Annotated in this window: 19 protein-coding genes and 3 pseudogenes; 8 read left to right on the top strand and 14 right to left on the bottom strand. The window is 61.2% G+C overall.

Features of this window, described 5'->3' with window-relative positions; translation table 11 throughout:
* Positions 1-113: 113 nt before the first annotated feature.
* Positions 114-812 carry a Crp/Fnr family transcriptional regulator gene (locus IEX88_RS22445; protein WP_188854727.1) on the bottom strand — a complete coding sequence of 233 codons (699 nt, stop codon included), beginning with the start codon at positions 810-812 and terminating at the stop codon, positions 114-116.
* A gap of 260 nt (positions 813-1,072) precedes the next feature.
* Here IEX88_RS22445 and IEX88_RS22440 point away from each other — a divergent pair, with 260 nt between their 5' ends.
* Positions 1,073-2,329, top strand: a complete 1,257-nt coding sequence (locus IEX88_RS22440) for an NnrS family protein (RefSeq protein ID WP_188854726.1) — start codon at positions 1,073-1,075, stop codon at positions 2,327-2,329.
* 278 nt (positions 2,330-2,607) lie between these two features.
* Here the strand turns inward: IEX88_RS22440 and IEX88_RS22435 are convergent, their stop codons facing one another.
* Both IEX88_RS22435 and IEX88_RS22430 read right to left on the bottom strand, forming a co-directional pair.
* Entirely contained in the window at positions 2,608-3,225 is a 618-nt protein-coding gene (locus IEX88_RS22435) for a TetR/AcrR family transcriptional regulator (protein WP_188854725.1), read from the bottom strand.
* 179 nt (positions 3,226-3,404) lie between these two features.
* Complete coding sequence (locus tag IEX88_RS22430) at positions 3,405-3,605, bottom strand: hypothetical protein (protein WP_188854724.1); 201 nt, start codon at positions 3,603-3,605, stop codon at positions 3,405-3,407.
* On the opposite strand from IEX88_RS22430, the gene IEX88_RS22425 reads away from it, so the two are divergent.
* Together IEX88_RS22425 and IEX88_RS22420 are read left to right on the top strand one after the other, a co-directional pair.
* Positions 3,599-3,949 (top strand): hypothetical protein, encoded by a 351-nt coding sequence (locus IEX88_RS22425; RefSeq protein WP_188854723.1) that lies wholly within the window; start codon positions 3,599-3,601, stop codon positions 3,947-3,949. The two genes, IEX88_RS22430 and IEX88_RS22425, sit on opposite strands and share 7 nt — an antisense overlap.
* A pseudogene (locus IEX88_RS22420) lies at positions 3,859-4,435 on the top strand (IS5 family transposase); the annotation flags it as partial. The gene IEX88_RS22425 and the pseudogene IEX88_RS22420, both read left to right, overlap by 91 nt.
* A gap of 113 nt (positions 4,436-4,548) precedes the next feature.
* Here IEX88_RS22420 and lpxK read toward each other — a convergent pair.
* The 5 genes from lpxK to IEX88_RS22395 all read right to left on the bottom strand — a co-directional run bounded on the left by lpxK (position 4,549) and on the right by IEX88_RS22395 (position 9,870).
* The gene (gene lpxK, locus IEX88_RS22415; protein WP_188854721.1) at positions 4,549-5,562 is read right to left on the bottom strand and encodes a tetraacyldisaccharide 4'-kinase; all 1,014 of its coding nucleotides are present in this window, start codon (positions 5,560-5,562) and stop codon (positions 4,549-4,551) included.
* Between the two features lie 100 nt (positions 5,563-5,662).
* Positions 5,663-6,292, bottom strand: coding sequence for a TfuA-like protein (locus IEX88_RS22410; RefSeq protein ID WP_188854720.1), 630 nt, complete (start codon positions 6,290-6,292; stop codon positions 5,663-5,665).
* 341 nt (positions 6,293-6,633) lie between these two features.
* Positions 6,634-7,062, bottom strand: a complete 429-nt coding sequence (locus tag IEX88_RS26905; protein WP_244640438.1) for a DUF1127 domain-containing protein — start codon at positions 7,060-7,062, stop codon at positions 6,634-6,636.
* Between the two features lie 1,046 nt (positions 7,063-8,108).
* Complete coding sequence (locus tag IEX88_RS22400) at positions 8,109-9,116, bottom strand: bile acid:sodium symporter family protein (protein WP_188854719.1); 1,008 nt, start codon at positions 9,114-9,116, stop codon at positions 8,109-8,111.
* A gap of 91 nt (positions 9,117-9,207) precedes the next feature.
* Entirely contained in the window at positions 9,208-9,870 is a 663-nt protein-coding gene (locus IEX88_RS22395) for a FadR/GntR family transcriptional regulator (RefSeq protein ID WP_244640449.1), read from the bottom strand.
* A 372-nt stretch (positions 9,871-10,242) separates the two neighbouring features.
* Between IEX88_RS22395 and rnk the strand changes: the two genes are divergently transcribed.
* Entirely contained in the window at positions 10,243-10,668 is a 426-nt protein-coding gene (rnk, locus tag IEX88_RS22390) for a nucleoside diphosphate kinase regulator (RefSeq protein WP_188854717.1), read from the top strand.
* A 73-nt stretch (positions 10,669-10,741) separates the two neighbouring features.
* On the opposite strand, the gene IEX88_RS22385 is transcribed toward rnk, so the two are convergent.
* Positions 10,742-11,278, bottom strand: coding sequence for a GlcG/HbpS family heme-binding protein (locus IEX88_RS22385; protein WP_188854716.1), 537 nt, complete (start codon positions 11,276-11,278; stop codon positions 10,742-10,744).
* A gap of 126 nt (positions 11,279-11,404) precedes the next feature.
* Positions 11,405-11,815, bottom strand: a complete 411-nt coding sequence (gene uraH, locus IEX88_RS22380) for a hydroxyisourate hydrolase (protein ID WP_188854715.1) — start codon at positions 11,813-11,815, stop codon at positions 11,405-11,407.
* A 143-nt stretch (positions 11,816-11,958) separates the two neighbouring features.
* On the opposite strand from uraH, the pseudogene IEX88_RS22375 reads away from it, so the two are divergent.
* Positions 11,959-12,851, top strand: a pseudogene (locus IEX88_RS22375) (LysR family transcriptional regulator).
* A 57-nt stretch (positions 12,852-12,908) separates the two neighbouring features.
* The gene (locus IEX88_RS22370) at positions 12,909-13,544 is read left to right on the top strand and encodes a nucleoside deaminase (protein ID WP_244640437.1); all 636 of its coding nucleotides are present in this window, start codon (positions 12,909-12,911) and stop codon (positions 13,542-13,544) included.
* Positions 13,545-13,732: 188 nt separating this feature from the next.
* Here IEX88_RS22370 and IEX88_RS22365 read toward each other — a convergent pair whose 3' ends face one another.
* From IEX88_RS22365 to IEX88_RS22350, 4 genes are all read right to left on the bottom strand, one after another.
* Positions 13,733-14,683, bottom strand: a complete 951-nt coding sequence (locus IEX88_RS22365; protein ID WP_188854714.1) for a DMT family transporter — start codon at positions 14,681-14,683, stop codon at positions 13,733-13,735.
* A 104-nt stretch (positions 14,684-14,787) separates the two neighbouring features.
* On the bottom strand, positions 14,788-15,267 hold the full coding sequence (locus tag IEX88_RS22360) for an NUDIX hydrolase (protein WP_188854713.1): 480 nt from the start codon (positions 15,265-15,267) through the stop codon (positions 14,788-14,790).
* A gap of 94 nt (positions 15,268-15,361) precedes the next feature.
* A complete protein-coding gene (locus IEX88_RS22355) occupies positions 15,362-15,829 on the bottom strand; it encodes a transporter substrate-binding domain-containing protein (RefSeq protein WP_188854712.1) in 468 nt (155 codons plus the stop codon).
* Between the two features lie 122 nt (positions 15,830-15,951).
* Positions 15,952-16,506, bottom strand: coding sequence for a GreA/GreB family elongation factor (locus IEX88_RS22350; RefSeq protein WP_188854711.1), 555 nt, complete (start codon positions 16,504-16,506; stop codon positions 15,952-15,954).
* A 667-nt stretch (positions 16,507-17,173) separates the two neighbouring features.
* Between IEX88_RS22350 and IEX88_RS22345 the strand changes: the two genes are divergently transcribed.
* Together IEX88_RS22345 and istA are read left to right on the top strand one after the other, a co-directional pair.
* Positions 17,174-17,647 (top strand): PTS sugar transporter subunit IIA, encoded by a 474-nt coding sequence (locus IEX88_RS22345; protein ID WP_188854710.1) that lies wholly within the window; start codon positions 17,174-17,176, stop codon positions 17,645-17,647.
* A gap of 586 nt (positions 17,648-18,233) precedes the next feature.
* Positions 18,234-18,920 (top strand): annotated as a pseudogene (gene istA / locus IEX88_RS22340) (IS21 family transposase); the annotation flags it as partial.
* Positions 18,921-19,022: the final 102 nt, after the last annotated feature.

Raw genomic sequence — 19,022 nt, 5'->3', positions numbered from 1 at the left:
TCTCCTTGGGGACAGACATCCTGTCCGATCGTCGCCAGAGAGATAGGCGTGGTAGCCGCGCCGGTCCTTGAGAAAACGCAAGGATCCGCTTTTTCATCCACATGCTCAATCTGTTAGTCCCGATAGCCCTCCGCCAATCGCGATAGCCCTTCAGGATCCAGGACTAGCAATTTCTGCCGCCCCCCCTCCACCAGCCCTTTCCCCTCCCAGGCACTGAGAATGCGCGAAACCGTGTGCAGCGTCGTTCCGGTCATTTCGGCAATGTCTTGGCGGGAGATCTGGAAATCGATGCGGATGCCGTTCTTCTCCGTCTTGCCCGCCTGCTTGATGAGCCTCAGGACGGCATGCGCGACGCGTCGCTCGACCTCTTCGGTCGACATTTCCCGGATGCGCGTATGGGCTTCTTCGAGCCGCTGCCCAATCGTCTGCATGGCACCGATTGCCAATGCCGGATTCTGCTCGAGGAAAACTGCCCACATGTCAGTGGGCCAGACGAGCACGATGCTTTCGGCGGCCGCGATCGCTGTGCCGGGGTAGTCGATGCGCTGTAGAGCTCTTGCGAAGCCGAACAGATCGCCGGGATGCACTACGCGAACGATGATCTGCTGGCCGTCGGCCGTGACCTGCATCACCTTCAGGCGACCGTGCAGAAGCAGGTAGAAGTGTGTCGCCGGGGCACCCTGCTCGAATACCGCTTCTCCCCGCGGAACTCGGCGGGATGCGGCAGAGCTCAGCAGCGCGTCCAGGTCGGCGTCGCTCGTCTTGTTGAACAGGGTGAGTGATCTGACAAGTGTCCGGTCAATTCCCGCCACGGCTTATCCTCGAACGGTGAAACAGGTGCCGTTGCATCAGCATTCCCGCGCAGGCGCAAGGTGCGATCGCTTCAGACCGTCGCCGCCATGCGAGGTGAAGGCACCAGATGCCAGAACGTTGGTGGGCCGCCACCGGACCTGGCGTCCGAGGAGCCAGCCTCACCCCGGGTCGTTTCCGGGAAGATGCGTCTACTTGCGGTTTCGCAAAGAGGCCCGGGCGCACAGGCTGTAGTCGGGTAAGCGTGAGGAGACACAAGTCGATGCAGAACGAGCCAAGGATCACCCAGCTCCCGGAGTCTCCGCCTAGGCGAATAAGCCGGGCCATCCCGCGTGGGCTGGCTATTACCGGGCCAATCCTGTTTTCCTACGGCTTTCGGCCCTTCTTTCTCGCTGGCGGATCCTGGGCCGTCATCGCGATGCTGCTGTGGATCGCCGCGCTGGCGTTCGGCTGGCCGATCGGCGGCGACTATGGCGCGGCTGCCTGGCACGCCCATGAAATGCTGTTCGGCTTCACACCGGCGGTCCTTGCCGGCTTCCTGCTGACGGCGGTTCCCAACTGGACCGGTCGACTGCCGGTTTCGGGCCCGCCACTGATGGTGCTGGTGGCGATCTGGGCGATTGGCCGACTGGCGATGCTGTCTCCGGCCTTGATCGGCGTCACCGCGGCGGCTGTCGTCGATGCGCTGTTTCTACCCTCGCTGCTGTTCATCTGCGCCCGCGAAGTGGTCGCCGGTCGCAAATGGAGCGATCTGAAGGTCATCACGGGTCTCGCGGCGCTGTCGCTTGCCAATATCCTGTTTCACCACGCCGTCATCGGCCAGGACCATTCCGGTGCCTTCAACCGTCTGGGAATATCCGCTTACGTCATGCTGATCACCATCATCGGCGGCCGCATCATCCCGAGCTTTACCCGCAACTGGATGAAGAAGTTCGGCCACAAGACCTTTCCGGTGCCGCACAACCGCTTCGACGAGATCGCCATTGCCGCCGGATTGGTGGCGCTGGGCGCCTGGGTCGTGCGACCGGAGCATCCGGCGACGGCCGTCCTGGCAACGACTGCGGGTCTCCTGCACGCGATCCGTCTCTACCGCTGGCGCGGCTGGAGGACATGGCCGGAAAAGCTTCTGCTGATCCTGCACCTGGCCTATGCCTTCGTCGCCCTCGGCCTGTTCGGAATCGCCCTCGGCACCCTGGGTGTGATCGATGAGTTCTCGGTGCTGCATCTCCTGTCGGTCGGAGCTGTTGCCTCCATGATGATCGCGGTGATGAGCCGCGTCAGCCGCGGCCATACGGGGCGCGTGCTGACAGCCTCGCTGATGACGGCCGCCTCTTATGCCGCCATCCTGCTCGCCGCGGTGCTGCGGCTCCTGGCTAATGTCCTGCCGGATTTCTATGGTCCGCTGATCGTCGCCGCCGGCCTATCGTGGATCCTCGCCTTCTCCCTGTTTTGCTGGGAATGCGGTCCGATGTTGGTCAACGTGCGACGCGTCGCCCATGGGGACGGCGCGTCGAGCTGAACGGGCCCTGCGATGTATGCGGGTCGCGGTCTCCACGAGAATCCGGAATCACGTGGCAATTCCACCGATCACGGACAGTGAGTGATACACAATCCGAGACCGGGAAAGGGATGACAGGACAGGGTGACATGCAGTCGGGCTGCTCTTCTGGGAGGGCGATGGCCATAGTTGCCATCGGCACTCGTCGCAGGCTTCCTGCTTTTCAGCAAGCCGTGCAGACACAGCCTAAGGAGTACCCTGGAGTTTGAAGGCGGTAGTCTGCTCGGCTCGGTGCCATCTCAAGTCGGGCGCTCCTCCAGACTTCCCTTGATCAATGACGAAAAGACTCCGGTGGCTGCGGCCCTGTCGAGTTTGCCGCGCACCAGCGCCGCCGAAAGCGCCTCGCCGGCCCCGACGAGGCCGATGCAACGCCGCTCCAACTCCCGTAATGGCAGAGCACTGTTGGGCTTCAGGACCGACACGAACATCTGGACTGAGTGGTCCAGCAGTTCCTGGAGCACCGCCGCTTTTTCTTCGCTGCCGGCAAGGGCAGCGCCGACGGAATGGAACGCGTTGGTCATGTCGGCTGCACAGTCGATGTAGGCCGCGGCCAGGGTGGCCGCCGTCTCCTCGAAACTCCGCTCGCCCGTGGCCATTGCGTCCCGAAACGCATCAACCCGCTCCGTGTCGATCCATCGGTAAAGTTCGATGAGAAGGCCCGATCGGGTCCCGAAGTGATCGTAGGCTACCGGCTTGGAGACGCCGGCGGACGCCGCGAGATGTCCGAGCGTCAGTCGATCCGCACCCTCCGCTCGGACAATGCGAAGCGCCGTGTCCAGCAACTGGCGTCGCCGCTCCGCGCCCGAGAGCCTACGGCGGGGCTTCGACCTGCTTCCGTCGTTGATCTCGATCTTCATCCGGTCGCCGCCTGTTGCGCAATCTACTAAAAGTAAGTTATGTGGCTTAAGCCTACCTTCTGTAAGTTTAGGTGAGGACAGGAGGAATGCCAATGTCATCAGATCCGATCCTTCTGATGGGGGGCTCCGGCGCCATCGGGCGCTTGACCGCGCGAACGTTGCGGACGAGCTACCCCGATCTACCGCTGCTGATCGGCAGTCGAGATCTCGCGAAGAGCCGGGAAGCGGCTGCCGACTTGAGCCAGGCGGAAGGCGTCCTGCTCGACCCGGCCGCCGACGATCTTGGCCTCGGCGAGCGTCCGGTTCGTGCCGTCGCCGTCTTCTATTCGGACGATCGCCTCGCCGGTCTCCGTTTTGCGCAGGCCCGGGGTGTGTGCCACATCTCAGCATTTCCTCGGGCGTCTACGAGATTGCACCCGAGATCGCGAGCTTCATGCTCAAACCCACGGCGGCACCTATCGTTCTCGGCTACGAGTGGTTGGTCGGTGCGACGACTGTTTCTACCCTTGAGGCAGCTAAAGCGTTTGATAGGATCGAGGACATCGTCATCGGGGCACTCGTCGACGAAGAGGATGGTGGCGGTCCGGCCGTCGCCGCCGACTTCGAGCGCTTGCACAGGATGCTGCCGGCCTCTACAACCGCTTCAGCCGGTGGCGGGCCGCCGGTGTCTGGGACCGCCTGCTGGAAGGCGTATCAAAGGCCTATGACGGCGACATCGTTATGATCGACAGTTCCTGCGTTCGCGTCCACCGGCACGGTGCCGGCGCTAAAAAGGGGGCTCTGCCGATCCTTGCATGGACGCTCCCGTGGCGGCCTGACGACAAAGATCCATGCCCTCGTCGATGCCGAGGGCCGTCCGTTGCGGATCGAACTCACGGCCGAACAAGCCGGCGACGCGCCGATCGCAACCCGACTGCTTGAGGCGGTCGTGCCGGGAGCCACCGTCCTCGCCGACAAGGCCTACGACACCGACGGGATCCGCGCCTTCCTTAGTGATGGTGGCGCCTGGCCCAACATCCCGCCACGCTCGACCCGCAAAGCGACCTTCAGCTTCTCCCGTTGGGTCTACCGGCAGCGCAACCTCATCGAGCGCTTCTTCAATCGCCTCAAGCAGATGCGAGGAATTGCAACGCGTTACGATCGACGCGCCGACAACTTCCTTGAAGCCATCAAGCTCGCAGCCGTCCGTATCTGGATCAATGCGAAATGAGTCCACTTCCTAAGTGGCCTACCGGCTCGCATCTCACGGAAAACGACAGCTCCGCCTTTTTCGCAGCGGCGCCAAGCCGATGAAGCCGATCCAGGCCGAAGCGATGCTCCACATCACTTACGATGATTTGCCTGGGTATTTCCGATGACATTTGATGCAAGGCCTGGCTGTCCGAAAGCGAGGCCTACATCAAGCACCTCCACGACTGAAGCTAGACGGCAACCGTATTTCTTCGTCTGGTCGATCCGGACGGCATCCTTACGCGTCGTGACCAGCGATAGTTTGGCATGTTCCGCTGCTTCCAGAAGCCGCCTCATCTCGGTTTCGGTGAAAGAGTGGTGGTCGGGAAAGTCGCGGGTCACGACGACATCGGCTCCGATGCCGCACAACGAGCGATAAAACTTTCCAGGATTTGCAATACCAGCGAAAGCGAGTACTCGTCGGCCTCGAAAGTGTTCCGGATCGTGCGGCCTCAGTGTTGCTTTGAACACCGGCATGTCAGCAGATGCGTTCTGCTCAATTGCCCGAATATCGACAGAGCCCTCGCCAATCAGCAGCACTGCGTTGGCGAGCTGGACTTGTTGGGAGATCTGGGCGCGGAGCGGGCCTGCCGGAAAAACCATGCCATTACCGAAACCTCGATCAGCATCGATGACAAGAAGGGCGTAATCAAACGCAATCCCGGCGCTCTGAAAGCCATCGTCCATGATAATGAAGTCGACCCCCGTTTCTATCAGGAATTTTGCGGCAAGCCTGCGATCGTCTGCCACTACGGTTGGTGCCACGGCAGCGAGCAATAACGCCTCATCTCCGACCAACGCGGCACTATGATGCTGCTCGACTAACACCGGTCCTAAGTGAGAGCCGCCATAGCCGCATGAAAGAAAGCCGGGTTTTAGCCCCAGTTGCTGCGCGGCATGGCCAAGAGCAAGAGCCGTAGGCGTTTTTCCACCGCCGCCAACAGTGAAATTGCCGATACAGAGTACCGGCACTCCGACCCTGGCGCGTTTGCCGTTGCTGAGGCGCCAGCATGCTATGGCATTGTAGGCCAAAGCAATTGGGGAAAAAAGCGCTGCCTGCCATCCCAGCGAATGCCACCAGAAGGCGGGAGGCTTGAAAGCAATCATTTGGAACTCCGAATGGCCCATGACCTCCGAGAGAAGGAAGACTTATGCAATGAACCTCCGCTGCGCACGATATGCGCCGGCAATGGTTCAGCGCTATCATTCAGAGGTTGGATAGATGGCGCAGGAGCTGACGGGCGTCGTCTGCTTTCACGTCGAACATTGCCGCAATTGGAACAGCATTCCACCTTTCCTGCTCCGTGGCGCTCCGCATGCGGCTTTCAATCGCGCTGGCAGTTCGCTTACAAAGAGGCAGTCCCGAGAGGTCTTTGATCAGGGTCCTCGTCTGCTTCGGAGACAAGTCGCCCAGCGCAAGAGCAGCCCCGATCAAGGGGATCGTCAACGAGATATTGTCATGATCATGATACACGATTTTGATTAAATCCTCTCGATCGCCGACGTAATCTTGAAGAAAGGCAAATACTCTCCCGACCCCGACAACACCTTCGCCCTCAAGCTCAACCGCCAAAAGCGCGCCGGTGCTTGCCGCACCGAAAACACGCACACCTCGGCTTAATGCCTGCCGCGCTTCTTCAATAGGCAGACGGCAGTGAGGATCGAGGATGCCATCAATGACACCAACTGAAGTGCCAGTGTTCATTCGTTCCAGATCGCCAGCGCGCAGCGGCGGCTGATAATTGGCGTCCAGGATCTCGCGAGCTTCATCGAGAGGCAAACTTGGCCCTAGAAAGACAGTTGGCTGCATGTGCATTCGCAGGATGATCCTTTTCATTGAGTAGGCCTGTTCTGAAATCCGAATTAAGCCACCAGGAAAACTGTGCCCTGCCTTGGCTGCACGCCAGCATGCTGTTGGCACCGGATTTTCGTTGTCGCGTCGGCGGGCTTGGAGGCCCGCCAACGTCGCTTCAGGGAATCCACGCAACTGCGGCCGAAATCATCGAATCCGTCGGGTCCCCGTTGCAACTGGACACGAGCCACCCTGACCTAGCCTTGGCACAGGTTTGCTTGGCGCGTTTTGCGCCAGCATAATATCTTGCGATGAGACAATATTCATTTCGAAAAGGGCCGCAGGAAGGGCCGCTGATAATCATGCCTCATTTTCTCAAGGCGATTTCAGCGGATGAAGCCTGGCGTCCGTCTGGTGCCTGCACCTGCGACGGTAGAGTCGCTAGGCACACCGGGACGACCTCCGGCAATTCTCGGAATTTCGTTCCTGGCGATGCCGATGTCTTCCAGCAGCCTGTCATCGAGCATCTCCAGTGCCCTAATGGTGGCCCTCCTCTGCCAACGATGGGAAACTTGGGCGAAGAATGACGAGACGACCGTCCAACGAGACGGGCGCGGGGTATTGAAGAGGATGGAGTTCAGCGGCCGCTGGTGGATGGACATTTTGTTCTCACAACACGGATCAGCCTTTCCGCATGCACTTAGAAGGCGGACCAGGCTGTCACAGGGAATGATGGCCAGCTTCACCAGATACGGATCACCGCGGGAGCTGTGGCCAGGCTTGGACTGACAATACCCCGAGACGGCGAACACCATGTTCCGTCGCTCGGGGCTACGAGCAGTGCAGCAAAGGGCCTGTGAGGACCAGATATCGGCAGGTAGTTATGGTCATGAAGGAAATATAGCACAATCTACATATAAAGCAAATTTATTTACACAGCAATTGTTTATCAAATGCTAACTAATGTACGAAAGAACTGTTGCCACTCAATAGTAAAATGTGAGTATAGCAAGAGAATGTGGTTGCATGCAAAGGCAGCCTAACGACAGATTATAAGCCATGTAGTAGTGCGGTCACCGAGGCTCAAGCTGCTTCCCTCTGGATGTCGACAGTCTCCGTACGCGCCGACGCCTTCACTCCGAGGAAATGTTAAGCGGCTGCGGGGCAGCCGACGGGTACCGGTCGCGGTGTCCCGGAGGCCGCGGCCATGATCGGGCGAAGAGTCGGTCGGGTAGGCGGAGACGACCTGATTACCGTCAAGGCGTGCTTTTCACGCGCCGCCGCTTCTAGCTGGTACCGGACACCTTAGAATTCGAACTTCGATGCCATCGTGGTTTACCAATGCGATATGCTTTTACCTTCGGCGAGACCCAGATGGCCGAGCTCGTGGGCGAAAGCGCGTTCATGCTGCGACAAGGCCGTGCACGGTCTGAACGTATAACTCTGATCTTCGGTTTGCCGTATCGCGGCGTCCTGAAAGCCATGCAGGCCTCCCGTCGATATGCTGCCGCCGCTCTTCAGCGCTTGCGGGGCACCTTTCGCACAATGAATGAATGTCGCCGTCTCCGGAGAATAGGCCGCAATGCGGACCAAATTCCGAAATCCACGACCGGCGCGCGACGCAACCGAATCGTGGGTCAGTATCCCGCGATAGGAATATCCCGATTTACGTGGAGGGGGGAGAGGCAGATCAACATTGGCGTCAGGTGGGATGTCGCAGACATAATGTCAAGGATGTCGATGCCCCTCGGGGAAACGTGACGCCGTCGAGGGCAAAGAGAGTGAAGATCGCCGCGAGGACGAGAGGGTCGACTAGCTGCACCCACGGCTCTGCTCTTGGAGAACCGCTTCTCCAATGTTTCTATGTTACCGTGGGCGCACTCCGTTTCTCGGCCTCGGCGTGCCGCCTTTCTTCGCCGGCCCCACGAGCATATCGTCCGGCCAGGACGGCCCCGACGACGATCTGGATCTGATTGTAGAGCATGATGGGGAGAACGATCATGCCGAAGCCGCTTGTCCCGGCAAACAGTACCTGGGCCAACGGCAGACCAGAGGCGAGGCTTTTCTTCGAGCCGCAGAAGACGGCGGCAATCTCGTCGGCTCTGGAAAACCCCAGATGCCGCGAGCCGAACATCGTGAACGCCATGACAAACGTGAGAATCGCGACGCATAACAGGACGGCGGCCCCGAGCGCCGCCGGCGGAAGGCTTCTCCACAAGCCCTCGGCGACGGACCGCGAGAATGCGCCGTAGATCACGACGACGATGACGAGCTGGTCGTACTGGTGCAGCCGCCTGTGATGCCGACCCACGAACCCGGCCAGCCACGGCCTGGCGAGCTGTCCTGCAATGAACGGCAGCAGTAGTCCGAGGCAGATGTCCCTCAGAGAACCCAAGGGATCCATGGTTGCAGACTCCTGCATCAGGCCCATGACGAGAAGCGGGGTCAGCAGCAGGCCGAAGACGTTCGATCCCGCCGAGTTGCATATCGCTGCCGGAACATTTCCTCGGGCCATTGCGGTGAAGGCGATGGAGGAGGAGACGGCGGACGGCAGAACGGCGAGGTACACGAACCCTAATATCAGGTCTGCCGGCAACCAGCCCCTTGGCAACAGGGTCAGAGGATAGACGATCGCCGGGAACACAAGGAACGTCGTCGCCAAAATGAAGACATGCAGCCGCCAATGACGCAGTCCGGCAAGGACCGCCTGCGGCGACAGGGCTGCCCCGTGTCCGAAGAACAGCCCTGCGACCCCGATCGTCCCTGCCCAGGAGACAGCCAGGGCGCCGCTCCCATGCGCGGGTGCAAAGGTGGCGAGCACGATGGCACCCATCATCGTCGGGATGAAAGGGTCGAAACGGAACCGCATTGAAAACTCCGGGTTGGCTGGTTACCGACCCGTGGAGCGACTTTACATTGGTACGTGAATTGGCCCGGAAGGGGAGCTTCGGCCCGCTCGGTTAGTCGACGACCATGACTTCTCGGACGGCCCGCAGGTGCGCATCCATCGCCCGGTAGGCACGTTCTGGATCCCGCGCCTCCATGGCGTCGAGAATTGCGGCGTGCATCCGGCCTTGCTGCTCCGTGTATTCCTTCCCGCGGTCGCGCCGGAACGTCAGGTCGTGTTCGCGCTGCCAGCGCACGCGCGAGCGAACGGCAGAGAGGACGCCGAGGAACGCGATCGCCAGCGGGTTTCCGGTAGAGCGTGCAATGCCCGTGTGGAACGCGTTGTCCGCCACCTCGTACATCTGCCAGTCAGTCGCCCGCAGGGTCCGCTCCGCATATTCCCGCAGCCGGGCAAGGTCCCCGTCGCTTGCCTTCTCAGCGGCGGCGGCGGCGATGCCCGGCTCGAGAAGGAGGCGTGCGTCGATGATGTCGGCAGGCGACGCCATCTCGGCGAGGACCATCGGCGGGATGCGCTCGTGCGAGGGCCGTTGGCCGACGAAGGTGCCCTGACCGACATGCCGCCATATATGTCCCTCCAGCTCGAGGACGCGCAGGGCGGCGCGCAGCGTCTCGCGGCTGCACCCCAACCGCTCGGCAAGCATGCGCTCTGGCTCCAACTTCTGCTGGGGGCCGTGTCCGCATTCGACCAAGTGTCGGCGAAGACGCGCTAACACCATCTCCCTTGAGACCCGGCAAGCCATCGAACTCTCCGTATCAATGCGTGGAGCGTTCGGCATAACGCCCTGGGGACCAGCGGGAAAGGCGACGGCGCCCGTCTCCGGCGAGAGTCTGATTCTTGACAGGCCCCCGCGAAGGCACGATGTTCCGGTCATGACGATGATCGATCTCCGCAAGGGGCTCAGCGTCTGGGTCACTCCCGCCGCACCGCGTTAACCCCGCCTTCGGATCGCCCCACGTCCGAAGCGACGGGGCACATCTTCATCCATCCTCCTATCTTATCCCGCCCCGTCAAAGCACGAGGTCGGAACATCTGAGCGCTACACTCGACGCCATGCCGCGTAGGAGCACAGCGTTCGCAAGGAGCACCTATGCGCCACCAGCAGAACGGCAGCCGTCTGCCCCGAATATCGATTACGGAAAAAGACCATGCGAGCCTCTCGATGCTTGCCAACGCCGCCCTCGAGCGGTCGCCGAAGGTGGCGGAGGAACTGCTGAACGAGCTCGACCGCGCCCGCGTCGTCTCCGAACGGGCGGCAAGGCCGAACGTCGTGCGCATGGGGTCGGGCCTGACGTACCGCGCCGACGACGGCACCGAGCGGACCGTGACCCTTGTCTACCCGGCGGAAGCCGACATCTCGCAGGGACGCGTGTCGATCATGACACCCGTCGGTGCGGCGCTCATCGGCCTCTCGGAGGGGCAGTCCATCGTGTGGAATACGAGGGCTGGCAAGAAGCAGACGTTGACCGTTCTGGCCGTCACCGCTCCAGGCGACCAGCTCGCCCGGACTGGATGAGGCGTCTTCGAGCGGCCCGCGACGTGGAAGCCCTCGTCTGCTGTCTTGAGGTCTAGTCCTGAAGGCAGCGCGGCTACTTCGGCCCCAACCCAGTAAGGGCCTTCTCGACGCCCTGCTTTGCGCAGGACTCGTCATTGGCGGATCCTCCAGCCCCCGCCACCCCGACCGCACCGATAACCTCGCCGTCGACGACAATCGGAACCCCACCGCCTAAGAGCAGCAGTTCGCTGACGGTGTTCAGGTTTTGCGACGCGGGATCGTTGCGCGCCTTTTCGGTGAGATCTGCGGTAACACTCTTGGTCGACAGGGCCGTGAACGCTTTGCGCTGTGCGGCGATGGTGTTGTGGGGCCCTACGTTGTCGCCGCGTTGCAAGGCGACGAGATTCCCGCCGCGGTCGATGATGGCGACCACGGCTCTTTGACCTATGGCTGAGCAGGCATCCAAAGCGGCACTCGCGAGACTATTGGACAGCATCAGCGAGATGGTATTTTGCTGGATCACCCCGTCGTTCACTGAGGGCTTGTCCTGAGCGACCGATCCGGTGCTCGTGGCGGCAAGAGCGACGGCGACAATGAGGAATTTGGCGGGCACTGGTTTTCCTTCGAGCATTGCGACTTCAGACGTGTCCGGTCGCCCCGCGCACTACGCGTCGGCTTGCAGAGTTGGTCACGGCACTGGGGGGGGGGCTTCGGGGGGCTGGCGACGCCTGGCTGGAGGCGTCGCCGAGATGATGGCTTAGCTACCGCGATAAGTCGTGTAACCGTAAGGACTGAGAAGCAGCGGGATGTGATAATGCTGAGCGGTATCCTCGATCGTGAAGGGGATCGTGATTTCCGGGAAGAAGGTGTCATGACCAATCTTCCTGTAATAATCTCCGGTCTTGAAATCGACGCGGTAGTCGCCCTTCTGGAATGTCTGGTCGGTCGGAAAGAGGCTTGAGATCCGTCCGCTTTTTTCCGTGACCGCCTTGGCGATCTCCGTCCATCCACTGCCGTCCCTCTTCTCCAGGACGACCTCGACGCCTGCGGCAGGCTTGCCGTCCTCGGTACTCAGAACGTGAACGCTGATCGGGTTCTTCTGTTCTTCGGCATGGGCCGCGACCACGGGCGTCAACGCGAAAGCAGCGGCGATAAGAAGGTTTCTCATGAGATTTCCTCGTGCAATGGACGATCGCTGACCCGGACATTCCGTTCAGGCCCGACGTCGCAATCGATGAGGAATACCTAGTGGCGTGATCCGCTTCCCATTAGACAAGGGAAATGCCAAGCACCTTCAAAAGGAATTTGAAGATCTCTTATCTGGAAAGCGTCGCCACTTTTGTGCGTATCTACGAGCTCGGCAGCATGTCGTCGGCCGCCCGTGATCAGCGCATCTCGCTGTCAGACTTTTCCAGAGAACGACACGCAAGCTGAGCCCGACGGAGCAGGGAGACATATTCTACAGAGGGGCTCTGCAAGTTCTGGCGGCGGTCAACGAGGCGGAGGCGGGCGTGAGCGCGATCACGAAAGATCCCCGCGGAATGCTTCACGTGGGTGCTCCGCTTGGGCTGGGACGTCGACTGATCGCGCCCAGCATTCCGGATTTTACTGACCTGTATCCGAACCTCAGCGTGCGGTTGCGCCTCAGCGACCATCCGATGGACCTGACCGCCGAAGGGCTGAACGTCGCCTTCATACTCGAGCGTCCGGAGAGTTCGGATCTGACGATCCGCCCGATCGCAAGATGTCGGCGCGTTCTCTGCGCCAGCCCGGAATACCTCGAGACGCACGGCCACCCGTCATCGGGACGAGATCTCGAATCCGGCGAACACAACTGCCTCAATCTCCGGTTCCCGGGTGCGACGGAGTTTCGATGGGAATTGGAGACTGAAACAGGCACGGTAAAGTATGCGGTTACGGGGCGTTTCGAAAGCGACGACGGCGACGTCCTGACCGACTGGGCCTTATCCGGCAAGGGCATCACCTTGAAGCCCGTCTTCGAGATCGCTGAGGATTTGAAGGCAGGGCGGCTTGTCACCGTTCTCGACGCCATGCCCCCGTTGCCCGTTCAAATAGCTTGCGTCTACACGCATCGCCGCCACCAGGATCCCAAGACCCGAATGTTTATGGATTTCTTCGCGGCAAGGGTCGAAAGCGCACTCGCCGCTATAGACAGGGCAACCTATCCATCCCAGCACCCGTAGAATGGCGGAGAGCGAGGCACTCCTATCGGCCGACAACGTCAAGCGGCTGGAACGGCAATGCAGTGGAGCCAGCAATTTCAAAAGCGTTTCGTCGACGACCTGGTCATCGATCGCAATGGCGAGCCGCTCGAGTGTTGCCAAGCGAAGGAAGTCTTATATAGCGTTCGTCCGGCGTCGACAGTGTGCGGTAGGGTGTACCCGATCATGATAGACAACGATGACCGAAGGCACCTCGAACGCTGTGTCCGGCTTGCGGCCGACGCTTTCGAGGCAGGAAACGAACCGTTCGGTTCCCTTCTCGTCTCCGAAGATGGCACGGTGCTTCTCGAGGCCGCCAACGAAGTCGGAGGCGGTGATGCAACACAGCATCCGGAGTTCGCAATCGCTCGATGGGCGGCCGAACGCCTGAAGCCCGAAGAGCGCGTTGCGGCCACTGTCTACACGTCGGGCGAACATTGTCCCATGTGTTCGGCTGCCCACGCCTGGGTTGGTCTCGGGCGGATCGTCTACGCCTCCTCCTCCGCCCAGCTCATGCAGTGGCAGTCGGAACTCGGGGCAAAGCCCTCTCCCGTGCGGTCGCTTTCGATCGGGGACGTCGCCATTGGCGTTCGGGTCGACGGCCCGGTGGCGGAACTGGCGGAAAGGGTGCGTGAGCTGCACGTGCGCGCCGCCGAAAGACGGTCCCGGACCTGATCGCGGTGGCAAGGTGACATTTGTCAGCCGAACCGATCGAAGGCGCTCATTATTCCTGCAATCGATCCGAGGTCATGGCGTATCGCGACCCGAATGGCTGAATGACCGGACGGTTTCTCGACCTCATCCACAAAGTGCTCGAGATTCCCACGTGCTCGTCGTGATCGAGCGAAAGGCTGTCTTGATGGTCAGGATGCGGAAGCCACGTCCGCCGAACGTGCCACGACACGCTCCCGATGGATTACGTAGAGCCCGGAGGCAACGATGGTCGCGATCCCGGTCCAGGTCATGCCGCCTGGGAAATCGCCGAAGAACAGGAAACCGAAGAGCGTCGCGGTGACTATCTCCAGGTAGTTCAACGGCGCCAAAGTAGAGGACGGCGCGAAGGAGAGCGCATAGGTCATCGCCATGTGGCTCACCGTCGCCGCGACGCCAACGGCGAGGCAGGCCAGCCAGATCATTCCGCCCGGCAGAACGAAGCGGATGGGTTCGATGTCGGCGACCGTCCCAAGGGCGAGAAGCGGAAGGCAGATGAAGCTGGCGGCGAGAGCGGTGTGAAGCTGCATCGAGACAGGATGTTGCTCTCGGCTGAGATGACGCGTCACGAGCATGTAAAGCGCAAAGCAGACGGCGCAGCCCACGGGCAAGAGGGCCGTTGCACCGAAGCGGGCAAAGGACGGCTGGATTACCAGCACCGTGCCGAGGAACGCCACGACCGAAGCCGCAATGCGCCGCGCCCCGACCTGTTCGTCTAGGAGAAACCGTCCCAAAAGAAGGAGGATGAAGGGGGACACGAAGGCGATGGCCAGCGCGTCGGCGATAGGCATGACCCTGACGGCGGCCACGAAGCAGAAGGTCGAGCCGATGTTGGCCGAGGCCCGCAACAGTGTCAGTCGTGCGATCCGCATGTTCAGTCTGGCGGGTAGCCGCATCAGGAGGACGATCGGCGCCATCAGGGCGGCCTGAACGAGGAAGCGGGCGAGGGTCACCGTACCCGCCGAAACACTTTGGACCGCAATCTTGGAAGCCACGTCGATCAGGGGGGCGACGACGCAGAAAACGAGCATCAGGACGATGCCGAGGAGAATCCTGTCGTCGGATGGTTGGTGGCTTGTTGCTGTTGCAGATGTTCGGCTCATACGCTCGGGCTATCCTGCATGGTCAGCTGCGTCCAGCCGGCGTGTCAAATCTTTGACGACGGCATATTCAAAATGTTGATCCGGACGTTCCGGATCGCAGGGGGTCAGGTACTGACGAACCTGCGGACGGACTCGTCGAACGGCAGGCACTTCAGGAGAGACTTCAGTTCAAGCTCCGAGACGCGTTCGGCAGCCTCGGCAGCTTCGAACCATCTCCTCTCCCGTTGGTCCTTCTCCTTCCAACTTCTCAGTTCACGCTCGACACGCATGATATACACATGAACACGCGTCAGGCGGGATGCGGTGCTCGACAGCTTCCAGTAACTGTAGGCGCCGATCGGGGACGCGAACGCGCTGCCGCGGATACCGGCTTCTTCGCGGGCCTCGATCTCTGCCGCCCGGTTGTCGCTGATCCCTTTCATGGTCCAACCCTTCGGGGCTATCCAGCGGCGCGTTTCCCTCGACGTGACCAGGAGAACCTCCATCGAACCGTCTTCAGTCACTCGGGCCGGAATGGCCGCCACCTGATAGCGCCCGGCGTGGCCGTCGCGGAGAGGGATGCCCGCGGTCTTGTCGTCGCTCATGCTTGTCTCCTGTGTGAAGCGCAGGGCTTTGGTGCTCCATACCGAGTTGCGCGCCAACGATGTCCGTCGTTGTCCCGGACGCAGACGTCTGGCATCAGTGCACCACCCCCAGTTCGCCGATGAAGCGGTTCACCTCCAATTGCCACCCGATCTCCCCCATACGGAGGGCGAACACGCGTCCTTCGTGTGCTGGTCCGAGCGGCATGCGTCCAACTGGATGGCTGAGGGCCGTACGGCTCGACAGGACCGTGGAGGTCGCCAAGCCGCCCACCAAGAGGTCGACCTCGCCGTTGTCCAGAGCATAGAGAAGCTGGTCCACGGAGCCCCGCACCCATTGGGGTTCGGCGGAGAACCTGGACGCCAGCCCCATCGCGATGTCGATGTCCGCCCCGGCCGGTGTTTCACCCCGAAAGCTGGCGAATGAAGAGCCCTCCAGCACGCCGATCACGAGCGTCCCGCTCCGAACCCTTTCCGTGGTGGCGGCGGGATCCTCCGGAAAGCCGCAGCCGCCGAGGAAAACGGCTGCGTACAGCAGGACGTGGCGTAGCGGTTTAGTTGGCATGTTCAGCTATGTCCGGAAAGGTTTCTGCCTGCCGCATCGGGTCGACGGGACAAGCAGCGCAAGGGAGCCAGCGGCAGGGGTTGCCCTGCCGCCAGTGGAACCGCGGCGATGTTCGCAGCGTGTCAGGCCGCCGACGGACCAGGATCGTCGTCGTTCATGAAGCCGGGGAAGCGTGCGCGGGACTGATGGCGCGACGCGAAATCGACGAGGGACTGCCCCGGAACCGGGCGCATGTTCCGTCGCATGTAGGAGGGGAAGGGCCCCCGAACTGCGTCACGGGAGGCGATTGCCTCCCCGTGGTTACGAACCTCGTCGAGGTGCAAGACGCGCAACGAGCCGTCCGCGTCGAAGAACGACGCCGTCTCTCCTTCCGTCATGCCCAGAAGCGCAAGGCCCAACGGCGTACTGACCGACGCCTCGCCATCGGGGGCTTCGTCCTTCGTGCCGTCCACCAAGCGTTTCACCGCGATTTCACCATCGCCGAAGCGGTAGGCGGCGAGACTGCCGATCACCGCGACGTTCGGGGGAACGTCCGAGGGGAAAGTGATGATCGCGTTGGCGAGCTTACGGCGTATCAGGCCTGCAAGATTGTCGCCTGTGCTGATTGCCCTATTCAAAAGGCATTCCAGTGTCGTGTGATCCTTGGAACTCAGTAAATGTCTCTTCTCGGCATACATTGGGTCCTCCATGGGACGCATCCGCGTCCTCGTCAGCTTCATCATCCTTGACAGTGACGTGGCCCGGAGAAGCGACGGCGCGAATGGCGGCGCCCTACTCCGGGAGCAAGAATCCCTTAACGAGACGACCTGCCCGATGGGAATTGCGATGGAAATGCATGCCACCACTCCTGGTGAAATCCGACGCAATGGTTTGCGAACGGCATAGCGCCTCACGAGGCGTGGCTACGCCGCCACGGATGTTCGAGGCAAATCTTGCGAAGGTTAAATGAAGGAAACGTCGCCAACCCCAAGATCGGCAGCAACGGCGGCCGATCTTGGGCTACGATCCTGCGACCAGGAAACCGTGGTCGCCGCGCACAAATGAGAATTCGGCCGACATCTTCATGAAGCTGATGTCGGCTTTTCTTCCGACGTTGTCAAGCCTGCTACCGGAGGCGGCTCCTACTTGATTTTTTGGTTTGGCTTTCCTTTGTTAAGGGCATGTGCATCCAACAACCCTCCCATCGACGCATTACGGTTCACTTCGCGTCAGACGAGTGACCCGATCTCACCTTCGAAGGTGAGATCGGCTGCATCGCATCACAATCAGGGAAACGGATGCCGGCGATGCCGGCACATATCCGGGCTGTCCGCGATCCGCGACAGCCCAAGTGTGGAGGCGTCGATGCACGTCGCTGATATTCTTTCACCGGAAGACATCACGCTCGGTCTCGGGGCCATGTCTCCGAAAGACCTCCTGGGGCAGCTTGCCCGCAGGCTGGAACCTCGGGCGCAGATCGCTTCGGCTGCGATCTACCGTGCCCTGCACAAGCGAGAGCTGATCGGACCGACGAGCGTCAAGGGCGTCATGCTTCCACATGCTCCGATGGATAATCTCCTACGGCCGGTCGCGACCTTCTCCCAACTTAGTCGACCTCTGGATTACCACGCTCACGATGGCGAAGACGTGCACCTCGTCTTTGCCCTCCTTTGGCCGGCTGACGACATGCGCGGCCTCCTGCAAGGACTTAGATGCATCTGTCAGTCGCTGCGGGAACAGGCGGTGCGTGAGCGTCTTCGTCGGGCACGAACGAAGGAGGAGATTTTCAGCATACTGGAAGGAGCGGACATTGCGGCAGATGGTCGATTGCTGGATTAATGCGAGTCGAGAAAGGGGCTCGCCGCGGCGCACAGGTTGTTCAGCTGGAGGCACCGCGACACTGGAACCGGGCTGCGCCGACATCGATGTGGCACATGGCGCGAACGAGATTCTGGATCCATGCCTCGTTGCGCTTAAGATGCCGAACGAGCAGTTGCATCGCGCTGACTCTTCGCCGAAACTGAGAGCGAGACGTCTTAGACGCGAGGGATGTTCGTGTCCGAGGACGCAGCTTCATATGCCGACAGGGGACGCCGACCGACGCCAAGGAAATGGGTGCGAGCTAGTTTCGCCCTCGTCTCAGGCGGTGCCTTCCGGTTGGGCGCGACAGCTTTCGGCGCAACTGCGGTAGCCGGCTTGGCCTTGCGGGAGACACTCAATCGAACGACTCCTGCTTGATCCGTGTATTTGATCGCCGGCCCGACATACCCGATGCCGAAACGGGCGGCATTGGAGCGCTCAAGCGCTCACATGTGTTGATTTCCACTGAGAGCTGACCCAGGCAGCCTCGGTTTTTCCATCGAGAACTGACCCATGTTTGAACTCGCCCCACGCCATTGGTGCGGGGGACATCGGAGTGATCGACATGGAGTTATTGAGTGTCATTCGACGCTGGCGCCATCGAGACGATTTCTCGATCAGGGAGATCTCCCGGCGCAGCGGTCTTTCCCGGAATACGGTCCGTAAGTACCTGCGCGCCGACAGCGTCGAGCCGCAGTTCACGGCTCCGGACCGACCGAGCAAGCTGGATTCCTACGCCGACAAACTCTCGGCGATGCTGCGTGTCGAGACGGGCAAGTCCCGCAAGCAGAAGCGCACGATCAAGCAGTTGCATGCCGATCTGGCCGTTCTCGGCTATGGGGGCTCCTATAACCGCGTTGCCGCCTTTGCCCGGGATTGGAAGGCGGCCCGGCAGCGCGAGCAGCAGACCACTGGCCGCGGCACCTTCGTGCCCCTGGCCTTCGTGCCAGGCGAGGCCTTCCAGTTCGATTGGTCCGAGGACTGGGCGATCATCGCCGGCGAGCGAACCAAATTGCAGGTCGCCCACGTCAAGCTGTCCTACAGCCGCGCCTTTACGCCAAGGGCCTACCCGATCCAGACTTACGAGATGCTGTTCGACGCCCACAATTAGGCCTTCCGCGTTCTCGGCGGCGTTCCGAGGCGAGGTATCTACGACAACATGAAGACGGCCGTCGACAAGGTGGGCCGCGACAAGCAGCGCCAGGTCATCATCCTCTTCTCGGCCATGGTCAGCCACTTCCTGTTCGAGGCTGTGCACGGCGGTGACAAACCAGGCCACAGGAGCGCCGGCATAACGCCGAGTGCGGCGGAGTAAAATCCGGCCAGTGGTTAGGCTGTTCTCTTTTGCAGAGGG

This window comes from Aureimonas glaciei (assembly GCF_014643375.1).
In the GTDB taxonomy this organism is placed as follows: domain Bacteria; phylum Pseudomonadota; class Alphaproteobacteria; order Rhizobiales; family Rhizobiaceae; genus Plantimonas; species Plantimonas glaciei.
Note: the sequence above shows the minus strand (reverse complement) of the source record. Positions and strands in the feature narration are given on the sequence as shown.